This is a genomic window from Nonomuraea sp. NPDC049419, assembly GCF_040676995.1.
Lineage (GTDB): Bacteria > Actinomycetota > Actinomycetes > Streptosporangiales > Streptosporangiaceae > Nonomuraea > Nonomuraea salmonea.
Map to the genome: position 1 here is coordinate 243,350 of NZ_JBFAQB010000005.1, position 24,315 is coordinate 267,664.

Annotated in this window: 23 protein-coding genes; 9 read left to right on the top strand and 14 right to left on the bottom strand. The window is 71.1% G+C overall.

Annotation, left to right across the window (positions count from 1 at the left end; all coding sequences use genetic code 11):
* The first annotated feature begins 25 nt into the window (after positions 1–25).
* The gene (gene typA, locus AB0K12_RS18345) at positions 26–1,876 is read left to right on the top strand and encodes a translational GTPase TypA (protein WP_345389122.1); all 1,851 of its coding nucleotides are present in this window, start codon (positions 26–28) and stop codon (positions 1,874–1,876) included.
* Between the two features lie 193 nt (positions 1,877–2,069).
* On the top strand, positions 2,070–2,207 hold the full coding sequence (locus AB0K12_RS18350) for a hypothetical protein (protein WP_364562023.1): 138 nt from the start codon (positions 2,070–2,072) through the stop codon (positions 2,205–2,207).
* Positions 2,208–2,270: 63 nt separating this feature from the next.
* Here the strand turns inward: AB0K12_RS18350 and AB0K12_RS18355 are convergent, their stop codons facing one another.
* From AB0K12_RS18355 to AB0K12_RS18370, 4 genes are all read right to left on the bottom strand, one after another.
* The gene (locus AB0K12_RS18355; RefSeq protein WP_364562026.1) at positions 2,271–2,921 is read right to left on the bottom strand and encodes a DUF2461 domain-containing protein; all 651 of its coding nucleotides are present in this window, start codon (positions 2,919–2,921) and stop codon (positions 2,271–2,273) included.
* Positions 2,922–2,952: 31 nt separating this feature from the next.
* The gene (locus tag AB0K12_RS18360) at positions 2,953–3,744 is read right to left on the bottom strand and encodes a polysaccharide deacetylase family protein (RefSeq protein WP_364369770.1); all 792 of its coding nucleotides are present in this window, start codon (positions 3,742–3,744) and stop codon (positions 2,953–2,955) included.
* A 30-nt stretch (positions 3,745–3,774) separates the two neighbouring features.
* Positions 3,775–4,080, bottom strand: coding sequence for a hypothetical protein (locus AB0K12_RS18365; RefSeq protein ID WP_355426970.1), 306 nt, complete (start codon positions 4,078–4,080; stop codon positions 3,775–3,777).
* Between the two features lie 160 nt (positions 4,081–4,240).
* On the bottom strand, positions 4,241–4,816 hold the full coding sequence (locus tag AB0K12_RS18370) for an XRE family transcriptional regulator (protein WP_364562031.1): 576 nt from the start codon (positions 4,814–4,816) through the stop codon (positions 4,241–4,243).
* An 84-nt stretch (positions 4,817–4,900) separates the two neighbouring features.
* Between AB0K12_RS18370 and AB0K12_RS18375 the strand changes: the two genes are divergently transcribed.
* Together AB0K12_RS18375 and AB0K12_RS18380 are read left to right on the top strand one after the other, a co-directional pair.
* A complete protein-coding gene (locus AB0K12_RS18375) occupies positions 4,901–5,740 on the top strand; it encodes a DMT family transporter (RefSeq protein WP_364562034.1) in 840 nt (279 codons plus the stop codon).
* A 69-nt stretch (positions 5,741–5,809) separates the two neighbouring features.
* Positions 5,810–6,703: an anti-sigma factor RsbA family regulatory protein gene (locus AB0K12_RS18380; protein ID WP_364562696.1), complete on the top strand. Its 894-nt coding sequence runs from the start codon at positions 5,810–5,812 to the stop codon at positions 6,701–6,703.
* A 1-nt stretch (position 6,704) separates the two neighbouring features.
* Here the strand turns inward: AB0K12_RS18380 and AB0K12_RS18385 are convergent, their stop codons facing one another.
* Positions 6,705–7,289 carry a sigma-70 family RNA polymerase sigma factor gene (locus AB0K12_RS18385; RefSeq protein ID WP_345389138.1) on the bottom strand — a complete coding sequence of 195 codons (585 nt, stop codon included), beginning with the start codon at positions 7,287–7,289 and terminating at the stop codon, positions 6,705–6,707.
* Positions 7,290–7,536: 247 nt separating this feature from the next.
* Between AB0K12_RS18385 and AB0K12_RS18390 the strand changes: the two genes are divergently transcribed.
* Positions 7,537–8,610: a PLP-dependent cysteine synthase family protein gene (locus AB0K12_RS18390; protein ID WP_364562038.1), complete on the top strand. Its 1,074-nt coding sequence runs from the start codon at positions 7,537–7,539 to the stop codon at positions 8,608–8,610.
* Here the strand turns inward: AB0K12_RS18390 and AB0K12_RS18395 are convergent.
* A complete protein-coding gene (locus AB0K12_RS18395) occupies positions 8,600–9,565 on the bottom strand; it encodes an iron-siderophore ABC transporter substrate-binding protein (protein ID WP_364562040.1) in 966 nt (321 codons plus the stop codon). The two genes, AB0K12_RS18390 and AB0K12_RS18395, sit on opposite strands and share 11 nt — an antisense overlap.
* Positions 9,566–9,664: 99 nt before the next feature.
* On the opposite strand from AB0K12_RS18395, the gene AB0K12_RS18400 reads away from it, so the two are divergent.
* From AB0K12_RS18400 to AB0K12_RS18410, 3 genes are read left to right on the top strand one after another with little or no spacing between them, the layout of a single operon-like run.
* On the top strand, positions 9,665–10,699 hold the full coding sequence (locus AB0K12_RS18400; protein WP_364562042.1) for an iron ABC transporter permease: 1,035 nt from the start codon (positions 9,665–9,667) through the stop codon (positions 10,697–10,699).
* Positions 10,699–11,742, top strand: coding sequence for an iron chelate uptake ABC transporter family permease subunit (locus AB0K12_RS18405; protein ID WP_364562045.1), 1,044 nt, complete (start codon positions 10,699–10,701; stop codon positions 11,740–11,742). Before AB0K12_RS18400 ends, AB0K12_RS18405 begins: the two co-directional genes overlap by 1 nt.
* The gene (locus tag AB0K12_RS18410) at positions 11,739–12,518 is read left to right on the top strand and encodes an ABC transporter ATP-binding protein (protein WP_364562048.1); all 780 of its coding nucleotides are present in this window, start codon (positions 11,739–11,741) and stop codon (positions 12,516–12,518) included. Before AB0K12_RS18405 ends, AB0K12_RS18410 begins: the two co-directional genes overlap by 4 nt.
* Before the next feature lie 34 nt (positions 12,519–12,552).
* Here the strand turns inward: AB0K12_RS18410 and AB0K12_RS18415 are convergent, their stop codons facing one another.
* The 6 genes from AB0K12_RS18415 to AB0K12_RS18440 form a co-directional block, all read right to left on the bottom strand.
* Positions 12,553–14,238 (bottom strand): tetratricopeptide repeat protein, encoded by a 1,686-nt coding sequence (locus AB0K12_RS18415; RefSeq protein ID WP_364562050.1) that lies wholly within the window; start codon positions 14,236–14,238, stop codon positions 12,553–12,555.
* A 259-nt stretch (positions 14,239–14,497) separates the two neighbouring features.
* Positions 14,498–15,679 carry a signal recognition particle-docking protein FtsY gene (gene ftsY, locus AB0K12_RS18420; protein ID WP_364562053.1) on the bottom strand — a complete coding sequence of 394 codons (1,182 nt, stop codon included), beginning with the start codon at positions 15,677–15,679 and terminating at the stop codon, positions 14,498–14,500.
* A gap of 53 nt (positions 15,680–15,732) precedes the next feature.
* The gene (smc, locus tag AB0K12_RS18425; protein WP_364562056.1) at positions 15,733–19,413 is read right to left on the bottom strand and encodes a chromosome segregation protein SMC; all 3,681 of its coding nucleotides are present in this window, start codon (positions 19,411–19,413) and stop codon (positions 15,733–15,735) included.
* A gap of 170 nt (positions 19,414–19,583) precedes the next feature.
* Positions 19,584–19,778 carry a hypothetical protein gene (locus AB0K12_RS18430; protein ID WP_090938435.1) on the bottom strand — a complete coding sequence of 65 codons (195 nt, stop codon included), beginning with the start codon at positions 19,776–19,778 and terminating at the stop codon, positions 19,584–19,586.
* 190 nt (positions 19,779–19,968) lie between these two features.
* Positions 19,969–20,256: an acylphosphatase gene (locus tag AB0K12_RS18435; RefSeq protein ID WP_355428421.1), complete on the bottom strand. Its 288-nt coding sequence runs from the start codon at positions 20,254–20,256 to the stop codon at positions 19,969–19,971.
* 27 nt (positions 20,257–20,283) lie between these two features.
* Positions 20,284–21,186 carry a LysR family transcriptional regulator gene (locus AB0K12_RS18440; RefSeq protein WP_364562060.1) on the bottom strand — a complete coding sequence of 301 codons (903 nt, stop codon included), beginning with the start codon at positions 21,184–21,186 and terminating at the stop codon, positions 20,284–20,286.
* Between the two features lie 94 nt (positions 21,187–21,280).
* Here AB0K12_RS18440 and AB0K12_RS18445 point away from each other — a divergent pair, with 94 nt between their 5' ends.
* Positions 21,281–22,456: an MFS transporter gene (locus AB0K12_RS18445; protein WP_364562063.1), complete on the top strand. Its 1,176-nt coding sequence runs from the start codon at positions 21,281–21,283 to the stop codon at positions 22,454–22,456.
* Here AB0K12_RS18445 and mutM read toward each other — a convergent pair.
* Together mutM and rnc are read right to left on the bottom strand one after the other, a co-directional pair.
* Positions 22,404–23,249 carry a bifunctional DNA-formamidopyrimidine glycosylase/DNA-(apurinic or apyrimidinic site) lyase gene (gene mutM / locus AB0K12_RS18450; RefSeq protein ID WP_364562066.1) on the bottom strand — a complete coding sequence of 282 codons (846 nt, stop codon included), beginning with the start codon at positions 23,247–23,249 and terminating at the stop codon, positions 22,404–22,406. The two genes, AB0K12_RS18445 and mutM, sit on opposite strands and share 53 nt — an antisense overlap.
* A gap of 255 nt (positions 23,250–23,504) precedes the next feature.
* Positions 23,505–24,218 carry a ribonuclease III gene (rnc, locus tag AB0K12_RS18455; protein ID WP_364562699.1) on the bottom strand — a complete coding sequence of 238 codons (714 nt, stop codon included), beginning with the start codon at positions 24,216–24,218 and terminating at the stop codon, positions 23,505–23,507.
* Positions 24,219–24,315: the final 97 nt, after the last annotated feature.

Sequence of the window (24,315 nt, forward strand, 5' to 3'; positions counted from 1 at the left end):
CCACGACACAGAGCGAGACGTCATCATGCCTTTGAACAGCCGCGACGACCTGCGGAACATCGCGATCATCGCGCACGTCGACCATGGCAAGACCACGCTGGTCGACGCCATGCTCTGGCAGTCCGGGGCCTTCCGCGCCAACCAGGACGTCGACGACCGCGTCATGGACTCCAACGACCTCGAGCGCGAGAAGGGCATCACCATTCTCGCGAAGAACACCGCCGTCCAGCACGGCGGCATGACCATCAACATCATCGACACGCCGGGCCACGCCGACTTCGGCGGCGAGGTCGAGCGCGGGCTGTCGATGGTCGACGGGGTGGTGCTGCTGGTCGACGCGTCCGAGGGGCCGCTGCCGCAGACGCGGTTCGTGCTGCGCAAGGCGCTCGCCGCGAAGATGCCGGTCATCCTGTGCATCAACAAGGTCGACCGGCCCGACGCCCGCATCAAAGAGGTCGTCGACGAGGTCTACGAGCTGTTCATGGACCTCGACGCCACCGAGGAGCAGATCGACTTCCCGATCGTCTACGCCTCGGCCAAGGCCGGGCGGGCCTCGATGGAGCGTCCCGACGACGGCGGCATGCCCGACTCCGAGGACCTCGAGCCGCTGTTCGACATCATCAAGTCGACGATCCCGGCGCCCACCTACGACCCGAGCGCGCCGCTGCAGGCCCACGTCACCAACCTCGACGCCTCCTCCTACCTCGGCCGCATCGCGCTGTGCCGCATCCACCAGGGCGTCATGCGCAAGGGCCAGCAGGTGGCGTGGTGCCGCACCGACGGGTCGATCCAGCGGGTGAAGATCACCGAGCTGCTGATGACGCAGGCGCTTGAGCGCAAGCCGGCCGAGGAGGCGGGCCCCGGCGACATCATCGCGATCGCCGGCATCCCCGAGATCATGATCGGCGAGACGCTGGCCGACCCCGACGACCCGCGCCCGCTGCCGCTGATCACCGTCGACGAGCCGGCCATCTCGATGACCATCGGCACCAACACCTCGCCACTGGTCGGCAAGGTCAAGGGCTCGAAGGTGACCGCCCGCATGGTGAAGGACCGGCTGGAGAAGGAGCTGGTCGGCAACGTCTCGCTGCGCGTGCTGCCCACCGACCGCCCCGACGCCTGGGAGGTGCAGGGCCGCGGCGAGCTGGCGCTGGCCATCCTGGTCGAGCAGATGCGCCGTGAGGGCTACGAGCTGACGGTCGGCAAGCCGCAGGTGGTCACCAAGGTCATCGACGGCAAGGTGCACGAGCCGGTCGAGCGGCTGACGGTCGACTGCCCCGAGGAATACCTGGGCGCGGTCACCCAGCTGCTGGCCGTGCGCAAGGGCCGCATGGAGCACATGACCAACCACGGCACCGGCTGGATCCGCATGGAGTTCGTGGTGCCGGCGCGCGGGCTGATCGGCTTCCGCACCGAGTTCCTCACCGAGACCCGCGGCACCGGCCTGGTGCACCACGTGTTCGACTCCTACGAGCCGTGGTTCGGCGAGCTGCGCACCCGCAACAACGGCTCGCTGGTCGCCGACAGGTCGGGCCCCGTCACCGCGTTCGCGATGCTCAACCTCCAGGAGCGCGGCACGCTGTTCGTCTCGCCCGGCACCGAGGTCTACGAGGGCATGATCATCGGCGAGAACTCCCGCTCCGACGACATGGACGTCAACATCACCAAGGAGAAGAAGCTCACCAACATGCGCTCCTCCACGAGCGAGGAGACGGAGAAGGTGATCCCGCCCCGGGTGTTGTCGCTGGAGCAGGCGCTGGAGTTCATCCGCGAGGACGAGTGCGTGGAGATCACGCCCGACCACGTACGCATCCGCAAGGTCGTGCTCGACGCCGCCACGCGCGGCCGGGCGGCGGCCCGCGCCAAGCGCGCCTGACGCACGATTCCCTGCAAGCCGCGTTTCGTTTGCTTTTCGCCGACGAAGCGCGGCTGGTCAGTGACGGCAGTCAACGTGGCGGCTCGGCCACCTGCGATGAAATGCTCTTCCGGGCGCCGCCCTCGCGCCCACCACCCGCCTCGCGCCGCTGCTCGGCTCGGACCAGCGGGGCACCACTGCCACGTTCACCGTGGTGATCCCGTCCAGCCCGCCGTGGCCCACCGCGCCGGCCCTGGTGCTGGTCGCCGGCACCGCCGCGTCGTCGGCCGCCGGTCAGACCGTGGACCGGACACTGAAAGGCGACCAGGTGACGATCACCGCTCCCCGCTGATCATGCAAGGGCGGGGCAGCGCACTCCCGCGCACGTGCGCGCACAGCTGCTCCCCGCGGTCCCTCAGCGGCGGGACAGCTCGCTCCCGCGTACGTGCGTGCACAGCCACTCCACCAGCGGCCCGAACGCGCGCCATGAGCGCTCGACCCGCGCGCGCACCTCGGGCGTGTGCACCCACGGCTCCGGCTCCCACCGCACCCCGGCGTAGATCGAGCGGTGGCGCAGCAGGCCGATGCGCGGATGGTCGTCGTCGAAGCCCCTGGGCCTGGTCTTGAGGCGGTCGCCCATCAGCTCGTAGCCCGCGGTCACCAGCCGCTCGGTGAGCGCCGCCAGCGGCTTGCCCGAGACGTCTTCGTCGACCGCGGCGCGATAGCGGGCCACCTGGTCGGACGCGCCGGTGTAGACACCGCCCGCGGCGAAGACGCCGGCCGCGCTCAGCTCGACGTAGTAGCCGATGCCGGGCATCAGGCCGACGAAGGCGCCCTGGTGGGTCTTGTAGGGCGACTTGTCCTTGGCGAAGCGCACGTCGCGGTAGGGCCGGAACAGGTGGACCTCGCCGAACTCCGGGCCCAGCTCGTCGGCCAGCGCCAGCATGGGCGCCCGCACGGCCTCCTCGTAGAGCTGCTTGTGCTGAGCGAAGTAGGTCTTGGAGTTGTCAGCCTCGAGTCCCTCGTAGAACAGGAACGCCTCGTCGGGGAAGCCGGTGAATCCCATGACGTCAAGGGTGCCACGAGGCACCGGCACCTCAGCGTTCGGTGTACATCTTCCCCGGTGACGGTGTCCTGCCGTACAGCTCCGAGACGGTGACGAAGGTGAAGCCCCTCCTCGCGAGGGTGTCGAGCACCTTCGGCATGGCGTCCACGGTGGTGCGGTGGATGTCGTGCAGCAGCACGATCGAGCCGGGCTTGGCGTGTGACGCCCTTTTGGCGACGGTCTCGGTGACGCGGTCACGCCAGTCGAGGGTGTCGAGGTTCCACAGGATCTGGGCCAGGCCCTCGCGCCTGGTCTCGGCCGCGACCTGCTCGTCGGTCGACCCGTACGGCGGCCGCATCACCCGCATCCGCACCCCGGTGAGCTGCCGCACGATGTGCTCGGTGTGCCGCAGCTCCTGCTTGACCCGGTGCGGCGGCAGCTCGGCGAGCGGCGGATGGCTCCAGGAGTGGTTGCCGATCTCGTGACCGTCGTCCACGATGCGGCGTACGGTGTGGCCGCCCTTGTCGGCCGCCACCATCTGGCCGATGACGAAGAAGGTGGCTCTGACGTCACGGCTGCGCAGCAGGTCGAGCAGCCGCCAGGTGTGCTCGCCCGGCCCGTCGTCGAAGGTGAGTGCCACGCACTTGAGCTTGGAGCAGTCGAAGTTCCGGCTGCGCGGCCAGCCCGCCTGCATCGACACCAGCCGTTTGGCGAACGTCACGGGATCGATGGTGGCGGGCTTGATGGGTGTGACCTTCATGTGCTGGTGCTGACGACGCGGCACCGCGTGGGTGACGCAGACGGCCAGCGCGAGCAGGGCCAGCGGCAAGGCCCATACGCGCATGCTTCCCCCCGGAACGCCGCATGCGGGGGCCTATGGATAGTCCTGGACCGGCACCCCCCGCAGTTCCCTGGCCAGGTCGTCCCACCAGAGTGGGATATCGGCCTGCAATTCCTGGAAGCGGCGCGCCACGCGCATGGCACATCCAAGCGGATCCGTACCCAGATGCCGACGTTTCACCGGTCCTTCCTGCCAACGGTAAAAACCATCTCTATAACGTACGACCAGCCCTATCCACACCGAGATGGTCTCGCCGTCTCCCACCTCGTAAGCGCTGGTGACGCCCAGGCCATGAAGCTCCGCCTGGAGCTTCTCCGTCGCCGCTCGAGCCTCACTCACACGTCACCCCCTGCCGACGTCGCGCCCACCGGGCCGCGGAGCACGGTCGGCGCACACTGGGGATGTACCCAGCCACGGGCCTCAGCCGTCCAAAGCATGGAGTAATCATGAAACTCCACCGGGTCATCCGGAGGGCTTTCGCGCTTATTGATCAGGGATCTCAGGCGTCGTTCGCGGCGCGCGGCTCGGCCACGGCCATGACGAACCTGAGGTCCGCATCGCCCTGGTTGGCGTAGCGGTGGGGCCGGTCGGCGGTGAAGAGCACGGCGGCGTCCTCGCCGACCACGTGGCTCTTGCCGGCCACGGTCAGCGTCAGCTCGCCCTGCAGGACGGTGAGCATCTCGCGGGTGCCGGGCGGGTGGGCGTCGCCGTCGTGGTGCTCGCCGGGGGCGAGGCGCCAGTCCCACAGCTCCAGGATCAGCGGCATGTCGGCGCCGACCAGCAACCGCGCCTGCACGTCGCCCTGGTCGAAGGTGACCACGTCGCTCTTCTGGACGACCCGCACCATGGGGACGTCGGCGACCTCCACCAGCCGGGCCACGGTGACGCCGAGCGCGGAGGCGATGCGGGTGAGGGTGGACACGCTGGGGTTGGTGCGGCCCTGCTCGACCTGGACGAGCATGCCCCGGCTCACGCCCGACCTGGCGGCCAGCGCGTCGAGGGTGAGCCCGCGGTGGGCGCGCTGGGCGCGCACGTTGTTGGCGATGGCCTGGGTGATCAGCTCGGGGTCTTCCATGTCAGTGCAGTGTAGTGAATGTCTCGTGCAGCGCACTGTACTCTGTATGTTGCACTATTAGTGCAACAGAGAGGACTCCCCCTGGTGACCGTCATCCTGGCAACCGCCTGCGCCATCGTCTACGGCACCGCCGACTTCTTCGGTGGCCTGGCCACCCGGCGCTCGCAGGTGCTCTCCGTCGTCGTGCTCTCCCAGACGGCGGGTCTGGCGCTGGTCCTCGTCCTGCTGCCGCTGCTGCCCGGCACGTACAGCGCCCAGGCGCTCTCCTGGGGCCTCGCCTCCGGCCTCGCGGGAGCGGCCGGGCTGGTGCTGTTCTACCGGGCGCTGGCCACCGGCGTGATGTCCGTGGTGGCCCCCACGACCGCGGTCACCTCGGCCGCGCTGCCGGTCGTGTTCGGCCTGGCCACCGGCGACCGTCCCGGCCCGTGGGCGCTGGTCGGCGTGGTGCTCGCGCTCGGCGCGGTGCTGCTGGTCAGCCAGGACGGCTCGGGCGGCGGGAAGGTCACGCCGCGCTCGGTGCTGATCTCGCTGGCCGCCGGCGCGGGCTTCGGCGGCTTCTTCATCCTGCTCGCCATGGCGCCCGACGACGCCGGCATGTGGCCGCTGGTCGGCGCCCGCCTGTCGTCGGTGTCGGTCGTCGCCCTGCTGGCCCTGCTGACCAGGCGCGGGCTCAGGCCGGTGCCGGGCTCGCTGGGCATCATCGCGGCGGCCGGCGTGCTCGACATGGCGGCCAACGTGCTCTATCTCCTCGCCCAGCGCGACGGCCTGCTCAGCCTGGTCGCGGTACTCGTCTCGCTCTACCCCGCCAGCACGCTGCTGCTCGCCAACCGGGTGCTCGGCGAGCGGTTGCGCACCGTCCAGATCACCGGCGTCGTCTGCGCACTGGCCGCAGTGGCGCTCATAGCCGTTGCACAGCACCCCTAGCCTTGCTACGTTTCGCCCGTGCGCCCTGACCGGGCACGTTCCGACGGTGGGTCGTTGAAGCACGTCGCGGTGCCGTACTCCTCGGAGGAGTCCTTCGTGACTCTGATCGCGCCGCGCGTGCGTTCCGCGCTGGACGAAGGCAGGCGGGTGCTGGTCGTCACCGGCGCCGCCAAGCTCGGCCTGCTGGCCGCGGCGCTCGGGCCCAACGCCGGCCGCATCGACAGCCGCACCCCCGCCGCCTGGTACGCCCATCCGTACCGGATGCTGGCCGCCTACCACGACTACACCCGCGGCCGGCCCACGCTGGTGATCGGCGAGCCGGCCTGGACGGACAGGAGCGAGCGCGACGTCAGAGAGCTGATCCGGTGCGACTCGGTGCTCAACGCCGCCCTGCACCGCGCGGCCGCGATCGTGATGTGCCCGTACGACGTGCGCCGGGTCCCCGAGCCCGTCGTGGAGTACGGCCCGGTCATCCACCCGGTGCTGCTCGGGTCCGACGGCGAGGTGACGAGCACCCGCTTCGTCCACCCCCACGACCTGGCGTTCGACGACGACCACGCGCCCCTGCCCGCCCCCGCCCCCGACGCCCGGATCGTCCGCTTCACGGGACGCGAGCTGAAACGCCTGCGCCAGAGCGTCGGCGACTACGCCAGGGCGGCGGGCATGAACCACGACCTCATCACCTCGCTGGTGATCAGCGTCTCCGAGATCGCCGCCAACAGCGTCGAGCACGGCGCCGGCCACGGCACGGTCGCGATGTGGATGCGTGAGGGCGAGCTGATCTGCGAGATCGCCGACCCGGGAGGCGCGCTGGACGACCCGTTGCCCGGCTACATACCACCAGAGCCCGAATCCCCTCGGGGATACGGGCTCTGGATCAGCAGGCAGTTGTGCGACTGGGTGGATCTGCGCGCGGAGGACGGCCTGTTACGGGTCCGCCTCCATCTGAGGACGGAGACGTGAGTCAGGCGGCCCGCTGCGCGGGCAGGCGTACGGCGCCCTCTTCGCGGGCGTACTCCTCCAGCATCCCCCGAAGCTGGCGGCGGCCGCGGTGCAGCCGCGACATCACGGTGCCGATGGGCGTGCCCATGCGCTCGGCGATCTCCTTGTACGCGAACCCCTCGACGTCGGCGAGGTAGACGGCCACGCGGAAGTCCTCGGGGAGGGAGCGCAGGGCGTTCATGACGACGTTGTCGGGCAGCCGGTCGAGCGCCTCGGTCTCGGCCGACCGCAGACCGGTGGAGCTGTGCGACTCGGCGGCGTGCAGCTGCCAGTCCTCGATGTCCTCGGCGGCGGACAGCTTGGGCGAGCGCTGCTTCTTGCGGTAGTCGTTGATGAAGTTGTTGGTGAGGATGCGGTGCAGCCATGCCTTGAGGTTGGTGCCCTCGCGGAACTGGTGGTACGACGTGTACGCCTTCGCCACCGTCTCCTGCACCAGGTCCTCCGCGTCCGCGGTGTTGCGGGTCAGGCGCATGGCGGAGGCGAACAGCTGCGACGTCACGGGCACGACGTCCCGCTCGAACCAATCCTGTCGCTGCTCATCGGTCATGGTGATCAATTCATTCCCCCTTGCGCTATCCCCCGTTTCGGCACAAGCCGCCTGACGGCGGTTCCATCATCGCAAGCCCTTGGTAAGGGGCGCGTTAGCGAGGTCCGCCTGTGGTCAGTAGGGGTTACGTCCATCTGCTCGCGGCGTGCATGGTCACGTCCACGGCCGGACAAGACTCATTATCATAACACTATCCACCCAATTCCACAGGAATAGTGGCGAGTGTCACATGGGATAGCGTATGGCCATGAGATTCGTGGACCGGCATGAGACGGGTACACGCCACTGGGTGGCTGAGGCCATACGCAAGGTCGAGGCCGACGCCAACCGTAGTTGCGACACACATCTGCACGTCTTTCCGCTGCCCCCGCAGTGGGGCGTAAACCTTTATCTTAAAGACGAGTCGGTGCACCCTACCGGTTCACTGAAGCACCGGCTGGCCCGCTCCCTCTTCCTGTACGGCCTGGCCAACGGCTGGATCGGCCCCACCACCACGATCGTCGAGGCGTCGAGCGGGTCCACCGCCGTCAGCGAGGCGTACTTCGCCCGGTTGCTCGGTCTTCCGTTCATCGCGGTCATGCCCGCCTCCACGTCGCCGGAGAAGTGTCACCTCATAGAGTTCTACGGCGGGAAATGTCATTTGGTTGACGATCCGGGCGCGATCTATGACGAATCTCACCGTCTGGCCGCCGAGACCGGCGGCCACTTCATGGATCAGTTCACCTACGCCGAACGGGCCACCGACTGGCGGGGCAACAACAACATCGCTGAATCGATCTATTCACAGATGTCCTTGGAGCCCCACCCCGAGCCGTCCTGGATCGTGGTGGGCGCCGGCACCGGCGGCACCTCCTCGACCATCGGCCGCTACATCCGCTACCGCCGCCACTCCACCCGCCTGGCCGTCGTCGATCCCGAGGGCTCGGCGTTCTACCCGAGCTGGGTCTCCGGCGACACCACGGTCACGGCCCCCGGCTCGCGCATCGAGGGCATCGGCCGGCCCCGGGTGGAGCCGTCGTTCCTGCCCACGGTCATCGACCGGATGATCGCGGTGCCGGACGCCCGCTCGATCGCCGCCATGCACTGGACCCGCGAGGTGACCGGGCTCGACGTCGGCGGCTCCACCGGCACCAACATGGCGGCCTGCGTGCAGCTCATCGAGGAGATGCGGGCGGCCGGTCAGCAGGGCAGCATCGTGACGCTGGTGTGCGACAGCGGCGACCGCTACAAGGGCACCTACGGCAACCCCGGCTGGCTGGCCGCCCAGGGGCTGGACATCGAGCCGCACCTTGAGGAGCTGCGCCGGTTCATCAACGGCTAGCGTCGACGCCGAACAGCTCGGCCACGTCGTCCAGCATCGCCTGCGCCCCCTGGATGCCCACCGCGGTCATCCAGGTGAGGTCGCTGACCTCGTGCTTCTTCCCCTTGAGCTTGGCCCACAGCGGGTTGCCGGTGAACTTCTCCTTCGGCCCGTCGGAGGCCGGGTCGGGGTAGGTCGCCACGAAGATGTGGTCGGCGTCGAGGTCGCTGATGCGTTCCTGGCTGACGTTCACCGCGATGGCGTCCTGGACGGTGGGCTGGCCTTCGGGGCGCGGGAAGCCGACGTCCTTCATGACCAGGCCCGAGTAGGAGTTCTCGACGTACAGGCGGGTCGTGGGCTCGCCGGCGAAGCGCACGATCGAGATGGTGGGCAGCTCGCCCTCCTTCTCCTTGATCTCCTCGCCGATCGTGGCGGCGCGCTCCTCGTACGCCTTGATCCGCGTCTCGGCGAGGTCCTCCTTGCCCAGGGCCTGGCCCATGAGCCGGAGGTTGTCCTTCCAGATGGCCCCGGTCGTCTCGCTGAACACGGTGGGGGCGATCTTCGAGAGCCGGTCGTACAGCGCCTCGTGCCTGACCTTCGCCGAGACGATCAGGTCGGGCTTGAGCGCGATGATCTTCTCCAGGCTCGGCTGCTCCAGCGTCCCGACCGCGGTCGCCTCCTGCCCATGGCTCTGGACGACCGGGCCGAGGTAATCGGGCAGCTTCGTGTCGATCGACCGGTATGTCGTGTACCCCACGACCGGCGTCTCCAGCGTCAGCACCGCGTCCACGAAGCTCTGGTCGAGCGCGACCACCCGCTTGGGCTGCGCGGGGATGACCGTCTCCCCCATCGCGTGCCGCACGGTCCTGAACGGCGCCGCGCTCTGCGAAGGGGCGGGACCAGGGTCCGCCGAACCACCGCAGGCGGCCAGTCCCACCAGCAAGACAGCGCCGACCAGCACGCGCAACGGTCTCATCAGATCCCTTTCCCCGAAGTAAGGCAAGCCTAAATTAGGTTAGCCCTGCCTAAGCTGGCATACTTCAGCGGGATCGGGCAAACGTCAGGAGGACATCGGGTGAGCGCAACCGCCGTCGCCCCGCGCCTCCACGGCATCCAGCGGCGCCGGTTCGGCCTGCTCGCCGTCCTGCTCGCGGCCGTCGCGATCGGCGTGCTGCTGAGCGTCACGATCGGGTCCAAGTCGGTGCCGCTCGCCGACGCCTGGCACGCGATCACCGCCCCGACCGGCACCGAGAACGACATCGTCATCCGCTCCCTGCGGCTGCCCAGGACCGCGCTCGGTGTCATGGCCGGCGTCGCGCTCGGCGTGGCGGGCGCCCTCATGCAGGGCCACACCCGCAACCCGCTCGCCGACCCCGGCCTGCTCGGCGTCACCCAGGGCGCCGCGTTCGCCATGGTGTCCTCGATCATCCTGCTCGGCACGTCGAGCCTGCTCGCCTACATCTGGTTCGGCCTCGCGGGCGCGCTCGTGGCCAGCGTCGCGGTCTTCGCGCTCGGCATGGTGGGCGGCAGAGGCGGGCCCACGCCGGTCACGCTGGCCCTCGCCGGCACCGCCGTGAGCGCCCTGCTCTACGCGCTGACCTCGGCCATCGTGCTCCTCGACGAGCAGGCGATGGACGTCTTCCGCTTCTGGCAGGCCGGCTCCATCGCCGCCAGGGGCGCCGACGTGGCGTGGCAGGTGCTGCCGTTCATCCTGGCCGGATTAGCGCTCGCGATGATCAACGCGCCCGGCCTCAACGCGCTCTCCCTCGGCGAGGACGTCGCCCGCAGCCTCGGCCAGAACATCGCCATGACCCGCACGGTCGGCGTCGCCGCCGTCACCCTGCTGTCGGGCGCGGCGGTGGCCGCCTGCGGCTCGCTCGCCTTCGTCGGGCTCATCGTGCCCCACCTGGCCAGGCCGCTGTCCGGCACCGACCACCGGTGGCTGCTGCCCTACTCGGGGCTGATCGGCGCCGCCCTGCTGCTGGTCGCCGACGTCATCGGCCGCGTCGTCGCGCCGCCCGGCGAGCTGGAGGTGGGCGTCGTGCTCGCGCTGCTCGGCGCGCCCTTCTTCGTCGCCCTGGTACGCCGCAGAAAGCCCGTACGCCTGTGATGACCACCCTCCCCCTGCGACTCGGCGGCCTGTCCTGGCGGCTGCGGCTGCGCGGCGTCGCCGTCACCGTCACGGGCGCCGTGCTGCTCGCCCTGCTCATGGCCCTGAACATGCGCATCGGCGACATCGACATGACGCTGCCCGAGGTGCTCGCCGGCACGTTCGACGCGGGCAGCCCCGCCCACTTCGTCATCATGGAGCTGCGCCTGCCGCGCGCGCTCACCGGCGCCCTCGTCGGCGCCGCGCTCGCGCTGTCCGGCGCCATCATCCAGTCGATCGCCCGCAACCCGCTCGCCAGCCCCGAGATCCTCGGCGTCACCACCGGCGCCTCGGTCACGGTGGTGGCCGGCGTGGTCTTCAGCGGCAGCGTGTACGGCGGCGTCAGCGGCCTCCTGGCCGGCCTCGGCATCCCGGCGCTCGCCCTGCTGGGCGGCCTGATCGGCGCGGCCATCGTGTACGGCCTGGCCTGGCGCCGCGGCCTCGACGGTTACCGCCTGGTGCTGGTCGGCATCGGCGTGGCCGCGGTCTTCACCAACGTCAAGTTCTGGCTGCTGACCGTCGGTGACGTCAACGACACCGGCCGCGCCATGGTGTGGATCAGCGGCTCGCTCAACGGCCGCGGCTGGGAGCACGTCGTCCCGACCGCGCTGGCCCTGGTCGTGCTGGTGCCGCTCACCCTGCTCGGCACCCGCTCGCTCGACGCCCTGCGCTTCGGCGACGACACGATCACCGCGCTCGGCATCCGTACGAACCTGGCCAGGGCCCTGATGATCCTGGCCGCCGTGCTGCTGGCCGCCGTGGCGACCGCGTCGGCCGGGCCGATCGCGTTCGTGGCGCTGGCCTCGCCGCAGATCGCGCTGCGCCTGGTCCGCTCCGGGCAGCCGCCGCTGCTGTGCTCGGCGGTCGTCGGCGGGGTGCTCACCACGGCCGCCGACCTGCTCGCCAGATCCCTGTTCTCCCCCATCGAGCTGCCCGTCGGCATCGTCACCGCCGTACTGGGCGCCCCCTACCTGATCCACCTGATCTGGAGGTCGCGAAAGTGAGACTGCAGGCCGCCGACGTCAAACTCGGGTATGGCGACCGCCTCATCGTGGACGGGCTCGATCTCGGCATCGAGGCGGGCACGGTGACCACCATCATCGGCCCGAACGGCTGCGGCAAGTCGACGCTGCTGCGCGCGCTCGGCCGGCTGCTCAAGCCGCAGGGCGGCGAGGTGCTGCTGGACGGCAAGCGCATCGACAAGATCCCCACCCGCGAGGTGGCCAAGATCCTCGGCGTGCTCCCCCAGTCGCCCACCGCCCCCGAAGGGCTGACCGTCGCCGACCTGGTCGCCAGGGGACGCCACCCGCACCAGACGTGGTACCGCCAGTGGTCGTCCGACGACGAGGGCGCGGTCGCGGCGGCCCTCGACATGACGGGCCTCGCCGACCTCGCGGAACGTCCGCTCGACGAGCTGTCCGGCGGGCAGCGGCAGCGGGCGTGGATCTCCATGGCCCTCGCCCAGGGCACCGACCTGCTGCTGCTCGACGAGCCGACCACGTTCCTCGACCTGGCGCACCAGGTCGAGGTGCTGGAGCTGGTCCGGCACCTGCACGAGGAGGGCGGGCGTACGGTCGTCATGGTCCTGCACGACCTCAATCTCGCCGCCCGCTACGCCGACCGCCTGGTCGCCATGCGGTCCGGCCAGGTCATCGCCTCGGGCAACCCGCACGAGGTGCTCACCGAGGAGCTGCTGCGCGAGGTGTTCGAGCTGGACGCCAAGGTCATCCCCGATCCGGTGGCCGGCACCCCGCTGGTCGTCCCGATCCGCCCGCTCTGACTCGGCGCCTGTTCCGGCTCGCGCCCGTTCTGAGTCAGCCGTCGGCAGGCTCGGCCAGCGCGGCCCGGACGTCCGCGTCGTCAGGGGCCAGCTCCGCGGCCCTGAGCAGGTCCTGGCGGGCCTGCCCGGTCAGTCCCGCCGCGCGGTACGCCAGCGACCTGTTGAAGAGCAGCTCCGCCGTCTCCCCCAGCTTCAGCGCCCGCGTCAGGTCGGCCACCGCCAGCTCGTTGTCGCCCCGCTCGTACGCCAGCTCCGCCCGCCCCGCCCAGGCCGCCACCAGCTCGGGATCGAGCTCAAGCGCCCGGTCGAAGGCCAGCCGCGACTCCGGGTAGCGCTCCTCGGCCAGCTCGACCTGCCCCAGCACGCACAGCAGATAGGGGTCGTGCGGGGCCAGCGACAGCCCGCGCTCGACGTCCTGCCTCGCCCGTGCGTAGTCGCCCGCCGCGACGTGCAGGCCGCAGCGGTTGACGTACGCGGGGCCGAAATCGGGGTCGAGCTCCAGCGTGTGGTCGAGGTCGGCGAGCGCGCCCGCCAGGTCGCCGGCCGCGTAGCGGACCTCCGAGCGGTTGTAGTACGCCTCGGGGAAGGGCGGGCTGAGCCGCATCACGCTCTCGTAGTCGGCCAGCGCCTCGGCCGAGCGGCCCATGGCGTGCAGCAGGTTGCCCCGGTCGAGGTAATAGTCGGGGTAGCCGGGGTCGGCGGCGATCGCCCGGTCGTAGTCGGCCAGCGCCTCCTCCCTGCGCCCGCCGAGTGCCAGCAGCTGGGCCCTGTTGGCGTACAGGATGAGCTGGTGGATCGGGTGCTCGTCGCGCAGGTGCGTCTCGGCCAGCTCGATCGCCTGCGCCACCAGGTCCATGGCCGACTCGCGGCGGCCCCTGCGCAGCTCGACCAGGGCCTTGCCGTTGAGGTCGAAGCCGAGGTGGAAGGCGCGCTCGCGGGGGTCGGGCAGCAGCGAGGTGATGGTGACGGCCTCGTTGATCCAGGCGAGCGCCTGTTCGGGGTCGCGGGCCGCCGGGTCGTGGTGGCGGACGAGGATCATGGCCGTGGCGTACGCGATCGTCGCGCGGTGCTTGGGGTCGGTGCTCAGCCGCCTGGCCCGGTCGTACAGGTCGCGGGCCTCGTCCTCGCGCTCGATCGCCTCCAGCGCGGCGGCGACCCGCTGCACCAGCACCTGCCACCGTTCCGGATCGTCCTCGTACGCCAGCCCGCGCAGCACCTCGAGGCCCGACTCGGCCATGGCGTGGTGATAGCCCTCGTCGCGGTAGCGGTCGAAGTCGGCCCGCAGCGGCCCCGAGCCCGGCGCCGACGGTCCCTCCTCGACGCGCAGCAGGGCGGGGTCGAGCCGGCGCCGCAGCACGGCCACCAGCTCGGTGTCGGTGTGGTCGGCCTCGCCCAGGTTCGTCACGCGCAGGGTGAGCGGCCCCGTTCGGGTCAGGTGATCACGGACGAACTCCGCCAGCCCGTTGGCCGTCCGCAGGCTCCGCCGCGCGCCCGGCACCAATACGCGCTGCGCTCTCGGCAGGTCGTCGGCCAGCGAGCGCCGGCGTGCCGGCACGACGTCACGCAATGAGGGCGCGGCGGCCCTGATCTCGATGTCGTGCGCGGCGACCAGCTCAGGCGCGCTCTCCAGCGCGGCGGGAACGAGCCGCGTGAGCAGGGCCGAGGCCAGCGTGTACGGGCCGCCGATCCGGCGGTCCGCGTCGATGAGGATCGTCTCCACAGGGGTGGTTCCGCATTGGCCGGCGCCCCCACGGAGACGCCGGCCCGCGCAGCTCAGGCGCTGTGCCTCGGAGCCGCCGCGGCGGTCGGCTTCACAGTTCCTGGCCGGTGGACGACGATCTTCTTCATGAGCGGCCTTTCACGTTCCAATCGGGACCGAACGATCTTTGATGACGATATATGTCAACACATGAAAAAGCGGTCGATCAAGGCTTATCTGGTAAGGGCTCCTTCACCTTGAATTACGGCGTAACCGTAACTCAATCCCCCAAAATCGCGTCCACGAATACTTCGGGGTCGAAAGGCGCCAGATCGTCGGGCCCCTCGCCCAGCCCCACGAGCTTCACCGGCACGCCCAGCTCCCGCTGCACGGAGATCACGATGCCGCCCTTGGCGGTGCCGTCGAGCTTGGTCAGCGCGATGCCGGTGATGTTGACCACCTCGGCGAACACCTGCGCCTGGCGCATGCCGTTCTGGCCGGTGGTGGCGTCGAGGACGAGCAGCACCTCGTCGACCGTGGCCTTCTTCTCGATGACCCGCTTGACCTTGCCCAGCTCGTCCATGAGGCCGGTCTTGGTGTGCAGGCGGCCCGCGGTGTCGACGATGACCGTGTCGACCTTCTCCTCGATGCCCTTGGCCACCGCGTCGAACGCCACCGACGCCGGGTCGCCGCCCTCGGGCCCGCGCACGGTGTCGGCGCCCACCCGCTCGCCCCACGTCTGGAGCTGGTCGGCGGCGGCGGCGCGGAACGTGTCGGCCGCGCCCAGCACGACCTTCTTCCCGTCGCCGACGAGCGAGCGGGCCAGCTTGCCGGTGGTGGTGGTCTTGCCGGTGCCGTTGACGCCCACGACCAGCACGACCGCCGGCCGCTCGCCGTGCCTCCGCACCCGCAGCGTACGGTCGAGGTCCGGGTTGACCTGGGCGAGCAGCTGCTCGCGCAGCAGGCCGCGCACCTCCTCCTGGCTGCGGCTGCCGAGCACCTTCACCCGGGTGCGCAGCTCCTCCACCATGACCTGGGTCGGCGCGACGCCCACGTCGGCGCTGATCAGGCTCTCCTCGATCTCGTCCCACACCTCGTCGTCGAGGCGGTCGCGCGAAAGCAGCTCCAGCAGGCCGCGGCCGAGCGCGTTCTGTGAGCGGGCCAGCCGCGAGCGCAGCCGCACCATGCGGCCCGCCGACGGCGGCGGCGTCTCGACCTCGGGCTCCTTGACGAGCGGCTCGGCCGGCTTGACCTCAGGCGGCGGCAGCGTGGTGGTCGCGCCCTCGGCCTCCTCACCGGCGCCGGCGGGCCGCTTCGCCTCCTCCTCCGGCAGCACCGGGGTCTCCGGCGGCTTGACCGGCGGGGCCGCCTTACGGCCCGGCCTGAACAGCAGGAACAGACCGCCGACCGCCAGCACGGCGACGACGGCCACGATCACGATCACACCGAGGTAACCATCCACAAGATGTCAGTTTTCCAGATCGTCCGGCATGCTCACGCACAAGGCCACACCGATCAGGCGGACTCTCGCTCCCTGAGCCGCTGGCTGACCACCTGTGTCACGCCGTCACCGCGCATCGACACGCCGTAGAGGGCGTCGGCGATCTCCATCGTGCGCTTGTTGTGGGTGATGACGATGAGCTGTGAGCTCTGCCGCAATTCCTCGAACAGGGTCAGCAGCCGCTGCGTGTTGGTGTCGTCGAGGGCGGCCTCGACCTCGTCCATGACGTAGAACGGCGACGGCCGCGCCTTGAAGATCGAGATGAGGAACGCCACCGCCGTCAGCGAGCGCTCGCCGCCCGACAGCAGCGACAGCCGCTTGACCTTCTTGCCCGGCGGCCGCGCCTCGACCTCGATGCCCGTGGTCAGCATGTCGGACGGCTCGGTCAGCACCAGCCGGCCCTCGCCACCGGGGAAGACCCTGGTGAAGATCTGCTCGAACTCGCGGGCGACGTCCTCGTAGGCCGAGGCGAACATCTGCTCCACCCGGTCGTCGACCTCCTTGACCACGGTCAGCAGGTCGCGCCTGGTCTTCTTGAGGTCTTCGAGCTGGGAGTTGAGGAACGCGTGGCGCTCCTCCAGGGCCGCGAACTCCTCCAGCGCGAGCGGGTTGACCTTGCCGAGCTGGTTCATCTGCCGCTCGGCCGCCCTGGCCCGCTTTTCCTGCTCCTCGCGTACGTAGGGGACCGGCGGCTCGCCCGGCACCGGCGCGTCGGGCCCGTATTCGGCGACCAGTGCCTCGGCCTCGACGCCGAACTCCTCCAGCGCCCGCTGTTCCATCTGCTCCAGGCGCAGCCGCTGCTCGGTGCGGGCCATCTCGTTGCCGTGGACCCGGTTGACCAGCTTGTCGAGCTCCTGGCCCAGCTCTCGGACGCGGACCCTGACCTGCTTGAGCTCGGCGTCGACCGCGACCCTGGCCAGCTCGGCCTCGTCGCGCTCACGCTCGGCCAGCGCGATCGACTGGGCCAGCGCCGCGAGCACCTTCCTCGCGCCCTTGCTGACGGCCTCGGCCAGCGCCGCCTGACGCCTGCGCTTGGCCCGCTGAGCGGCCGCCTGGGCGCGTTCCTCGCGCTCGCGCCGGGCGGCCCGCAGCAGGCCGTCGGCGCGGCCCTCGATGCCCTTGACGCGCTCTTCCGCGGTGCGCACCTGGAGGCGGGTGTCCATCTCCCGCTGCCTGGCCGCCTCGCAGGCGCTCGCCAGCTCGTCGCGCAGGTCGGTGGTGGGCTCGGACTCCAGCTCCTGGGCGTATTCGGCCTCGGCCAGCCGGACCTCCAGCTCGGCCAGCTCCTCAAGCCGCTCGGTGCGGGCCTCCTCGGCCCTGGCCACGCTCGCGGTCAGCCGCTCGGCCTCGTCGCGGGCGGCGCCCGCGGCGGCCTCGATCTGGGCCAGCCGCCTGGCCGCCGCCGCATTGGCCTGGTCGGCCTCGCGCTGGCGGCCCCTGATCTGGTCGAGCGCGCCCTGCGCGGCGCTCACCCCGGCCTGGGCGGTGGTGACGGCCGTCTGCGCCTCGTTGACGCGGGCCTGGGCGGCCTCCAGCGCGGACTGGGCGGCCTGCTCCGCGGCCATCGCCTCGTCCAGCGTCACGGCGCTCTGCCCGGCCCTGGACTCGGCTGCCTCAAGGTCGGCGACGGCCTCGTCGAGCGCGGCCCGCACCTGCAGCACGGAGGTGCCGCCGGTGGACCCGCCGGTCGCCAGATGGGCGCCGACGAGATCGCCGTCCTTGGTGACCCCCCGCAGCTCGGGATGCCGCTCGACCAGCGCCCGCGCGCCGTCGAGGTCGTCGGTGAGCACGACGCCCGCCAGCACGTGGTCGAGCGCGGGCCGCAGGTGCTCGGGCACCGTCACCAGGTCGGCCACCCACCGGCCACCGCCCGGCGCCGCGCCACGCGGGTCTCCTCCGTGGCCGTTCGCGAGCGCCACCAGGAGCGTCGCCTGGCCAGTGCCCTGAGTGCGCAGCAGCTCAAGGGCCTCCACGGCCGTGTCGAGCGACTTGACCGCGACGGCCTCGGCGACCGGCCCGAGCACGGCGGCGACCGCCTGCTCGGCTCCCGGCGTCACCTGCATCGAGGCGGCCAGCGGCCCCAGCACCCCGCCGAGGTCGGCGTCGAGCAGCGCGGCCCCGCCGTCGCCCTTGGCCAGGCTCATCTCCAGCGCGTCGCGGCGGGCGGCCAGCGCGGCCACCGCGCGCTGCGCCTCCTGGTCGGCGGCGCGGGCGGTGCTCACGCCCGCCTTGGCGGCCTGTACGGCGGCACGCGGCGCGTCGAGACCGGAGCGCGCCTCGTCAGCCGCCACGCGGGCCTCGTCGACCACCGCCTTGGCCTCCTCGACGGCGGCCTGCGCCGCGGCCAGCTCGTCGGCCAGCCCGGGATCGACGGCAGGCTCCTCCAGCCGCTGCGCCTCAAGGTCCTCCCTGGCGCGGCGCTCGCGCTCGGCGGCGTCGGCCACGGCCTGGCGCAGGCGGCCGATCTCCTCCTCGGCGGCCCGCGCGCGGCTGCGTACGGAGTCGACCTGGCCGCGCAGCTTGGCCAGGCCCTCGCGGCGGTCGGCGGCGGCCCTGGCGGCCAGTGCGAGCCGCTGCTCCTCGGCGCCCAGCTCCGCCTCGGCCGCGGCCCGCCGCTGGACGGCGTCGTCGAGCAGCTCCTGGGCCTGCTCCAGCTCGGCCCGCAGCAGCTGCTCGCGCTCGCGCACCTCGGCGGCCTCGCGCTCCAGGTCTTCAGGGTCGCGTCCGCGCCGCTCGATGGCGGCGGCGTCGAGCGCGTGGCGGTGGCGCTCGGCGGCCAGCTGCTCAAGGCCGGTGGTGCGCTCGCGCAGCGAGGAGAGCCTGAAGTAGGTCTCCTGGGCGGCGGCCAGCCGCGGCTGGGTCTCGGCCTCGGCCGCCTCCAGCGCCGCCTCGCGCTGCTGCGCCTCGGCCAGCTCGGTCTCGACCTGCCGCCGCCTGGCCATGATCGCGGCCTCGTCGGCGGCCTCGCGCTCAAGAGTGGCACGCAGGATGCACACGTCGTCGGCCAGCAGCCGGAGCCGGGCGTCGCGCAGGTCGGCCTGGATGACGGCGGCCTTGCGGGCGATCTCGGCCTGCCGGCCCAGCGGCTTGAGCTGGCGGCGCAGCTCGGTGGCGAGGTCTTGGACGCGCGTCAGGTTGGCCTGCATCGCGTCGAGCTTGCGCAGCGCCTTCTCTTTGCGCTTGCGGTGCTTGAGCACCCCCGCGGCCTCTTCGATGAACGCCCGGCGGTCCTCGGGGCCCGCGTGCAGCACGGCGTCGAGCTGGCCCTGGCCGACGATGACGTGCATCTCGCGGCCGATGCCGGAGTCGGACAGCAGCTCCTGGATGTCGAGCAGGCGGCAGGTGTCGCCGTTGATCGCGTATTCGCTCTGCCCCGACCTGAACATCAGCCGGCTGATCGTGACCTCGGTGTAGTCGATCGGCAGGGCGCCGTCGCTGTTGTCGATGGTCAGCGTGACCTCGGCGCGGCCGAGCGGCGGCCGGTTGGCCGTGCCGGCGAAGATGACGTCCTCCATCTTGCCGCCGCGCAGCGACTTGGCGCTGTGTTCGCCCATGACCCAGGCCAGGGCGTCGACGACGTTGGACTTGCCCGAGCCGTTGGGGCCGACCACGCAGGTGATGCCGGGCTCGAAGCGCAGGGCCGTCGCCGAGGCGAAGGACTTGAAGCCGCGCAGGGTGAGGGTCTTCAGGTACACGAGCGCGACCCCCTCTCCCCGGAACGGACTCGGAAAAGCCTACTGGTCCCGGCCGCCGCGAGTGGGCATCTGCCGGCAGGGACCGCACTTGACCTCGCAGCCGTGGGTTCAGGGCAAATAACAAGGGACGCCTCTTCGAGACGTCCCTGGGTCTTGCGCTCCGATCACTCTCAGGTGAGTGCCGGCTCGCGCTCCTGCATGCGGCTGAGTGCCTCGTCGCGGGTTTGCGCCGCAAGAGCGTCATTCGTGGCCTGAAGTCGGATGAGTTCTGCCTCCAGATCCCGGATACGCTGCTGCAGGCGGCGCATCTCCGAGACCATTCGAGGGTCAGGACCGCCGACGTGGCCGAGTAGAGCCTTCGCCATGGTAAAGGGTCCTCCACGCTGAGTGACCAGACTGGTTCGCGCACTTCTATTCCGCGGGAGGGGTGCGCGTGGTACCTAACAAGAGTCGCACCGGCAGTGTGGGCGGTCAAGTCGATCGAACCGCTGAGCCCTACTGATGGGCACTCCCGACATACAACTATACCCTATTTGGGCGGTTTAGCGAAACGAGCTACCTTTCCACAAACCCCCCCAAACTACCTCGGGGTTCGCTCCAGCGTTCCACTACTCCATCCACTCTGCCCGGCGTGTCGCAACCTCTGAGCAGCTCCAGGAGCTTGACGCACGCCTCGCGCGGCCCCTCCGCGACCACCTCCACGCGGCCGTCGTCGGTGTTGCGCGCCCAGCCGGTCAGACCGAGCTCCAGCGCCCGCGAACGGGTCCACCAGCGAAAGCCCACACCCTGCACCCGGCCGCGCACCCAGGCGGTCAGCCGGGCATCGGCACCGCTGTCAGGCATCCGCACTCCTCCATGCCGTGTGTCGCCTCAGGCCACCAGGGCGGGCACCGCGTTCGCATGCGCGACCGCGGCCTCGTTGAACGCCCTGACGGCCGCCGTCTCGCCCGACTTCGGCCAGGCCAGGCCGAGTACCGAGGCGGGCAGCCCGGTGACCGGCACGAAAGCGATGTCGGGCCTGGCGTGCTGGGCAGCCGTGGGCGTGCAGAAGAGCATGCCGCCCCGGTCGAGGGCCACCTGGGTCAGGCCCTCCTGCGTGGTCGCCACCTTACCGGCCTGCGAAATCGTCCGGCCTGAAGGGGTGCTCGAAGGCGCGATGCGCTCCTGCCAAGCGCGCGGTGCCGGGCCGTCGAGCCCGATCAGCGGCACCGAGGCCAGCTCCTCCGCCTCGATGACCGTCCTGCCCGCCATCGGGTGGCGTACGGACAGGCCGAGCCGGTAGGAGACCCGGTTGAGCGGCTCGCCGGTGACCAGGTCGGGCTCGTCCACGGGCAGCAGCGTGAACGCGACGTCCACCTCGCCGGCCCGCAGCCTGCCGAAGGGGTCGGACAGCGGGATCTCGATCAGCTCGACCTCGCTGCCCGGGTTGCGCCGCTCGAACGCGCGCACGCTGCCCGTCACGACGTCGGTCGGCGTGGCCAGGAACCCCACCCTGAGCACCCCCGTCACGCCCCTGGCCGCCGCCCTGGCCCGCTGCACGGCCTGGGAGAGACCGTCGTAGGAGGGCCGCAGGTCGGCCAGGAACCGCTCGCCGAGCGGCGTCAGGCGGACGCGCCTGCTGGTCCGCTCGAACAGCCGGCCGCCGATCCTGCTCTCCAGCGAGCGCACGAGCTGGCTCACCCGGCCCGGCGACAGGTAGAGCCGCTCGGCCGTACGCGCGAAGTGCATCTCCTCGCTGAGGACGACGAAGCACTCCAGCTCCCTGAACTCCATCGGCGCCTCCGCTCCCGGATCGCTTAGCCTGCCTAAACCAAGCCTTCGGGCTTCGACATTGTTCCCGCTCCCGGGCCGCACGAGGCTGAGCGGCATGACGATGACCGATGTTCCGGGCGCCGTACGCGCGCGCTGGCTCGCCGTGACCTCGGTCGCGGTGGGCACCTTCACCGTGGTGACCAGCGAGATGCTGCCCGTCGGGCTGCTGACCTCGATCGCCGCCGACCTCGGGGTCTCGGCGGGCACGGCCGGCCTGGCGATGACGGCTCCCGGGCTGGTGGCCGCCGTCGCCGCGCCCGCGCTGGCGTTCACCGCGCGCCGCATGGACCGGCGGCTGCTCCTCATCGGGCTGATGGCGCTGCTCGGGGCGGCGAACCTGATGGCCGCCGCCGCGCCCGACAACGCCGTCATGCTGGCCGCCAGGGTGCTGACGGGGGTGAGCATCGGCGGGTTCTGGGCGTTCGCCGCCGCCCTGGGGTCGCGGCTGGTGCCGGAACGCTCCGTGGGGCGGGCCACCTCGATCATCCTGGGCGGGGTGTCGGTGGCGTCGGTGCTGGGGGTGCCCGCGGCGACGTTCGTGTCGTCGTTCGCGGGATGGCGCAGCGCCTTCGTCGCCGCCGGCGTGCTGGCGCTCGGGTTGCTCGCGGTCCTGGCCGCGACGCTGCCGCCGTTGCGTCCCCCGGCCGAGGAATCGGGGCCCGCGACGCGGGAGAAGCGCTTCTCGTGGCTCTCAGGACCGCTCATCCTCGTCCTGGTGCTCACCGCCCTGACCATCTCGGGGCACTTCGCGGCCTACACCTACGTACGCCCTTTCCTGGAGCAGGTCTCAGGCGCCGGCCCCGCCCTCGTCGGCACCGCGCTCCTCCTCTACGGCGCCGCCGGCGTGGCGGGCAACTTCGCCGCGGGCGCCCGCGCGGCCAGGAACCCCAGGTCCACCTTCATCGTGCTGGTCGTCCTGATGGCCGTGGCCATGCCGGCGCTCCTGCTGACCGGCGTGCCGCCGCTGGCCGCGCTGGTCGTCTGGGGGCTCGGCTACGGCGGCGTCGGCGTCGCCCTGCAGCTCTGGCTCATGCGCGAGGGCGGCGGCGAGCTCGGCACGGCACTCTACGTCAGCTCGTTCAACGTCTCCATCGCCCTCGGCGCCCTGGCCGGCGGCCGGATCACGGACGCGGCGTCAGTGCCCGCCGTGATGGGGGCGGGCGCCGCGCTCACCCTGGTCAGCGTGGTCGTCGCTGGCATCTGGGGCAGGAATAGGACGACCGGTTCATGAACGCCTCGCGCCTGATGGCCGTGCCGCAGCGGGAGCAGGGCAGGTCGCGGCGGCCGTACACCTCGAGCGAGCGCTCGAAGTAGCCGCTCTCGCCGTTGACGTTGACGTACAGGCTGTCGAACGAGGTGCCGCCCTGCTCCAGCGCCGCGCCCATCACGGTGCGTACGGCGGACACCAGCTCGGCGATCTTGGGCCGGGTGAGCGTCTGGGTGGGCCTGGCCCAGTGCAGCCTCGCGATCCACAGGGCCTCGTCGGCGTAGATGTTGCCGACGCCGCTGATCAGCGACTGATCGAGCAGGGCCCGCTTGATCTCGGTGCGCCTGGCCCGCAGCCTGCGCGCGAACTCGGCCTCGTCGAACGCCGGCTCGAACGGGTCGGGGGCGATGTGCGCGATCGGCGCGGGCACCCCGTCCACCAGCGGCGTCAGCATCACGTGGCCGAACGTGCGCTGGTCGACGAAGCGCAGGTCGGGCCCGCCGTCCTCGAAGCGCAGGCGGACCCGCAGGTGCTTCTCCGGCGGCGACTCGGGATCGACGACGAGGAGCTGGCCGCTCATCCCCAGGTGGGCGAGCAGCGCCTCCTCGGCTCCCGACAGCGGCAGCCACAGGTATTTGCCGCGGCGCTCGGCCGACAGCAGCGTGCGGCCCTTGAGCCGGGCGGCGAACTCGTCGGCGCCCGGCACGTGCCGCCTGATCGCGCGCGGATGCAGCACCTCTGCGGCGGCGATCTCGCGCCCGATCACCCATTGCGCGAGGCCGCGCCTGACGACCTCTACCTCTGGCAGCTCAGGCACCTCGAACCTCGTCCTTCGGCATCGGGGGGAACGTAAGTCTCACCCTCCGGACAACATCGGACGCCTCCCCGGCCCTTCCCGGCGCCCTGCTCCCGGCCACCCGCACCGGACCCACCATCGTCCGCCACACCGGCTCCCCGCCGAAAGCCCTCCAGTCTCAGAGCCCCCAACCGAAATGCCGCCGATGACCCTAATCCGGGGTTCAAGCCACGCGGAAACCACCGCCCACGGCGGCCGAAACCTCGCAGGCGGGGGTCAGCCGGTGGGCTGGCTCTCGCGTTGTTCGCGGCGGGCGCGGATGCGGGTCCAGGCCGCCTCGGCGGCCTGCTGCTCGGCCTCCTTCTTGCTGCGGCCGGTGCCCGAGCCGTAGGACTCGCCGCCGACCCGCACCATCGCCGTGAATGACTTGGCGTGATCGGGCCCGCTCTCCTCGACGTGGTATTCGGGCACGCCGAGCGCCTCGGAGGCGGTCAGCTCCTGCAGGGAGGTCTTCCAGTCGAGCCCGGCGCCGAGCGAGGCGGAACGCACGATCAGCGGGTCGAACAGCAGGTGCACCACCCGGAACGCCTCGTCAAGGCCCTTGTCGACGTAGATGGCGCCGATCAGCGCCTCAAGGGTGTCGGCCAGGATCGACGACTTGTCGCGCCCGCCGGTGCCCTCCTCGCCCCTGCCGAGCCGCAGGAACCGGCCGAGGCCGAGCCCTCTCGCGACGTCGGCCAGCGCGCGCATGTTGACCACCGCGGCCCGCAGCTTGGCCAGCTGGCCCTCGGGCAGATCGGGGTGGTTGCGGTAGAGGGTGTCGGTGACGACCAGGCCCAGCACGGAGTCGCCCAGGAACTCCAGGCGCTCGTTGGTGGGCAGACCACCGTTCTCGTACGCGTAGGAGCGGTGCGTCAGCGCCCGCTCGAGAATGCCGGCGTCCAGCGCAACGGAAAGGACCCGCTCCAGCTCGTCTCTGGCGACCTCCACGGCCACCGGCTTAGGACCTGCGCCCACGTGCTTCCTCCTCGGACATCTTCACATGGCGCGCCGACTGCGGAAGATGCCCGAAAACGTGGTGGGCGTC

Coding starts and splice junctions, on each gene's coding strand:
- AB0K12_RS18390 (WP_364562038.1), top strand. CDS start 7,537: ATGAGATTCGTGGACCGGCATGAGACGGGTACACGCCACTGGGTGGCT.
- AB0K12_RS18440 (WP_364562060.1), bottom strand. CDS start 21,186: ATGGAGTTCAGGGAGCTGGAGTGCTTCGTCGTCCTCAGCGAGGAGATG.
- AB0K12_RS18385 (WP_345389138.1), bottom strand. CDS start 7,289: ATGACCGATGAGCAGCGACAGGATTGGTTCGAGCGGGACGTCGTGCCC.
- AB0K12_RS18355 (WP_364562026.1), bottom strand. CDS start 2,921: ATGGGATTCACCGGCTTCCCCGACGAGGCGTTCCTGTTCTACGAGGGA.
- AB0K12_RS18370 (WP_364562031.1), bottom strand. CDS start 4,816: ATGGAAGACCCCGAGCTGATCACCCAGGCCATCGCCAACAACGTGCGC.
- AB0K12_RS18405 (WP_364562045.1), top strand. CDS start 10,699: ATGACCACCCTCCCCCTGCGACTCGGCGGCCTGTCCTGGCGGCTGCGG.
- AB0K12_RS18395 (WP_364562040.1), bottom strand. CDS start 9,565: ATGAGACCGTTGCGCGTGCTGGTCGGCGCTGTCTTGCTGGTGGGACTG.
- typA (WP_345389122.1), top strand. CDS start 26: ATGCCTTTGAACAGCCGCGACGACCTGCGGAACATCGCGATCATCGCG.
- AB0K12_RS18435 (WP_355428421.1), bottom strand. CDS start 20,256: ATGCCTGACAGCGGTGCCGATGCCCGGCTGACCGCCTGGGTGCGCGGC.
- AB0K12_RS18360 (WP_364369770.1), bottom strand. CDS start 3,744: ATGCGCGTATGGGCCTTGCCGCTGGCCCTGCTCGCGCTGGCCGTCTGC.
- AB0K12_RS18445 (WP_364562063.1), top strand. CDS start 21,281: ATGACGATGACCGATGTTCCGGGCGCCGTACGCGCGCGCTGGCTCGCC.
- AB0K12_RS18430 (WP_090938435.1), bottom strand. CDS start 19,778: ATGGCGAAGGCTCTACTCGGCCACGTCGGCGGTCCTGACCCTCGAATG.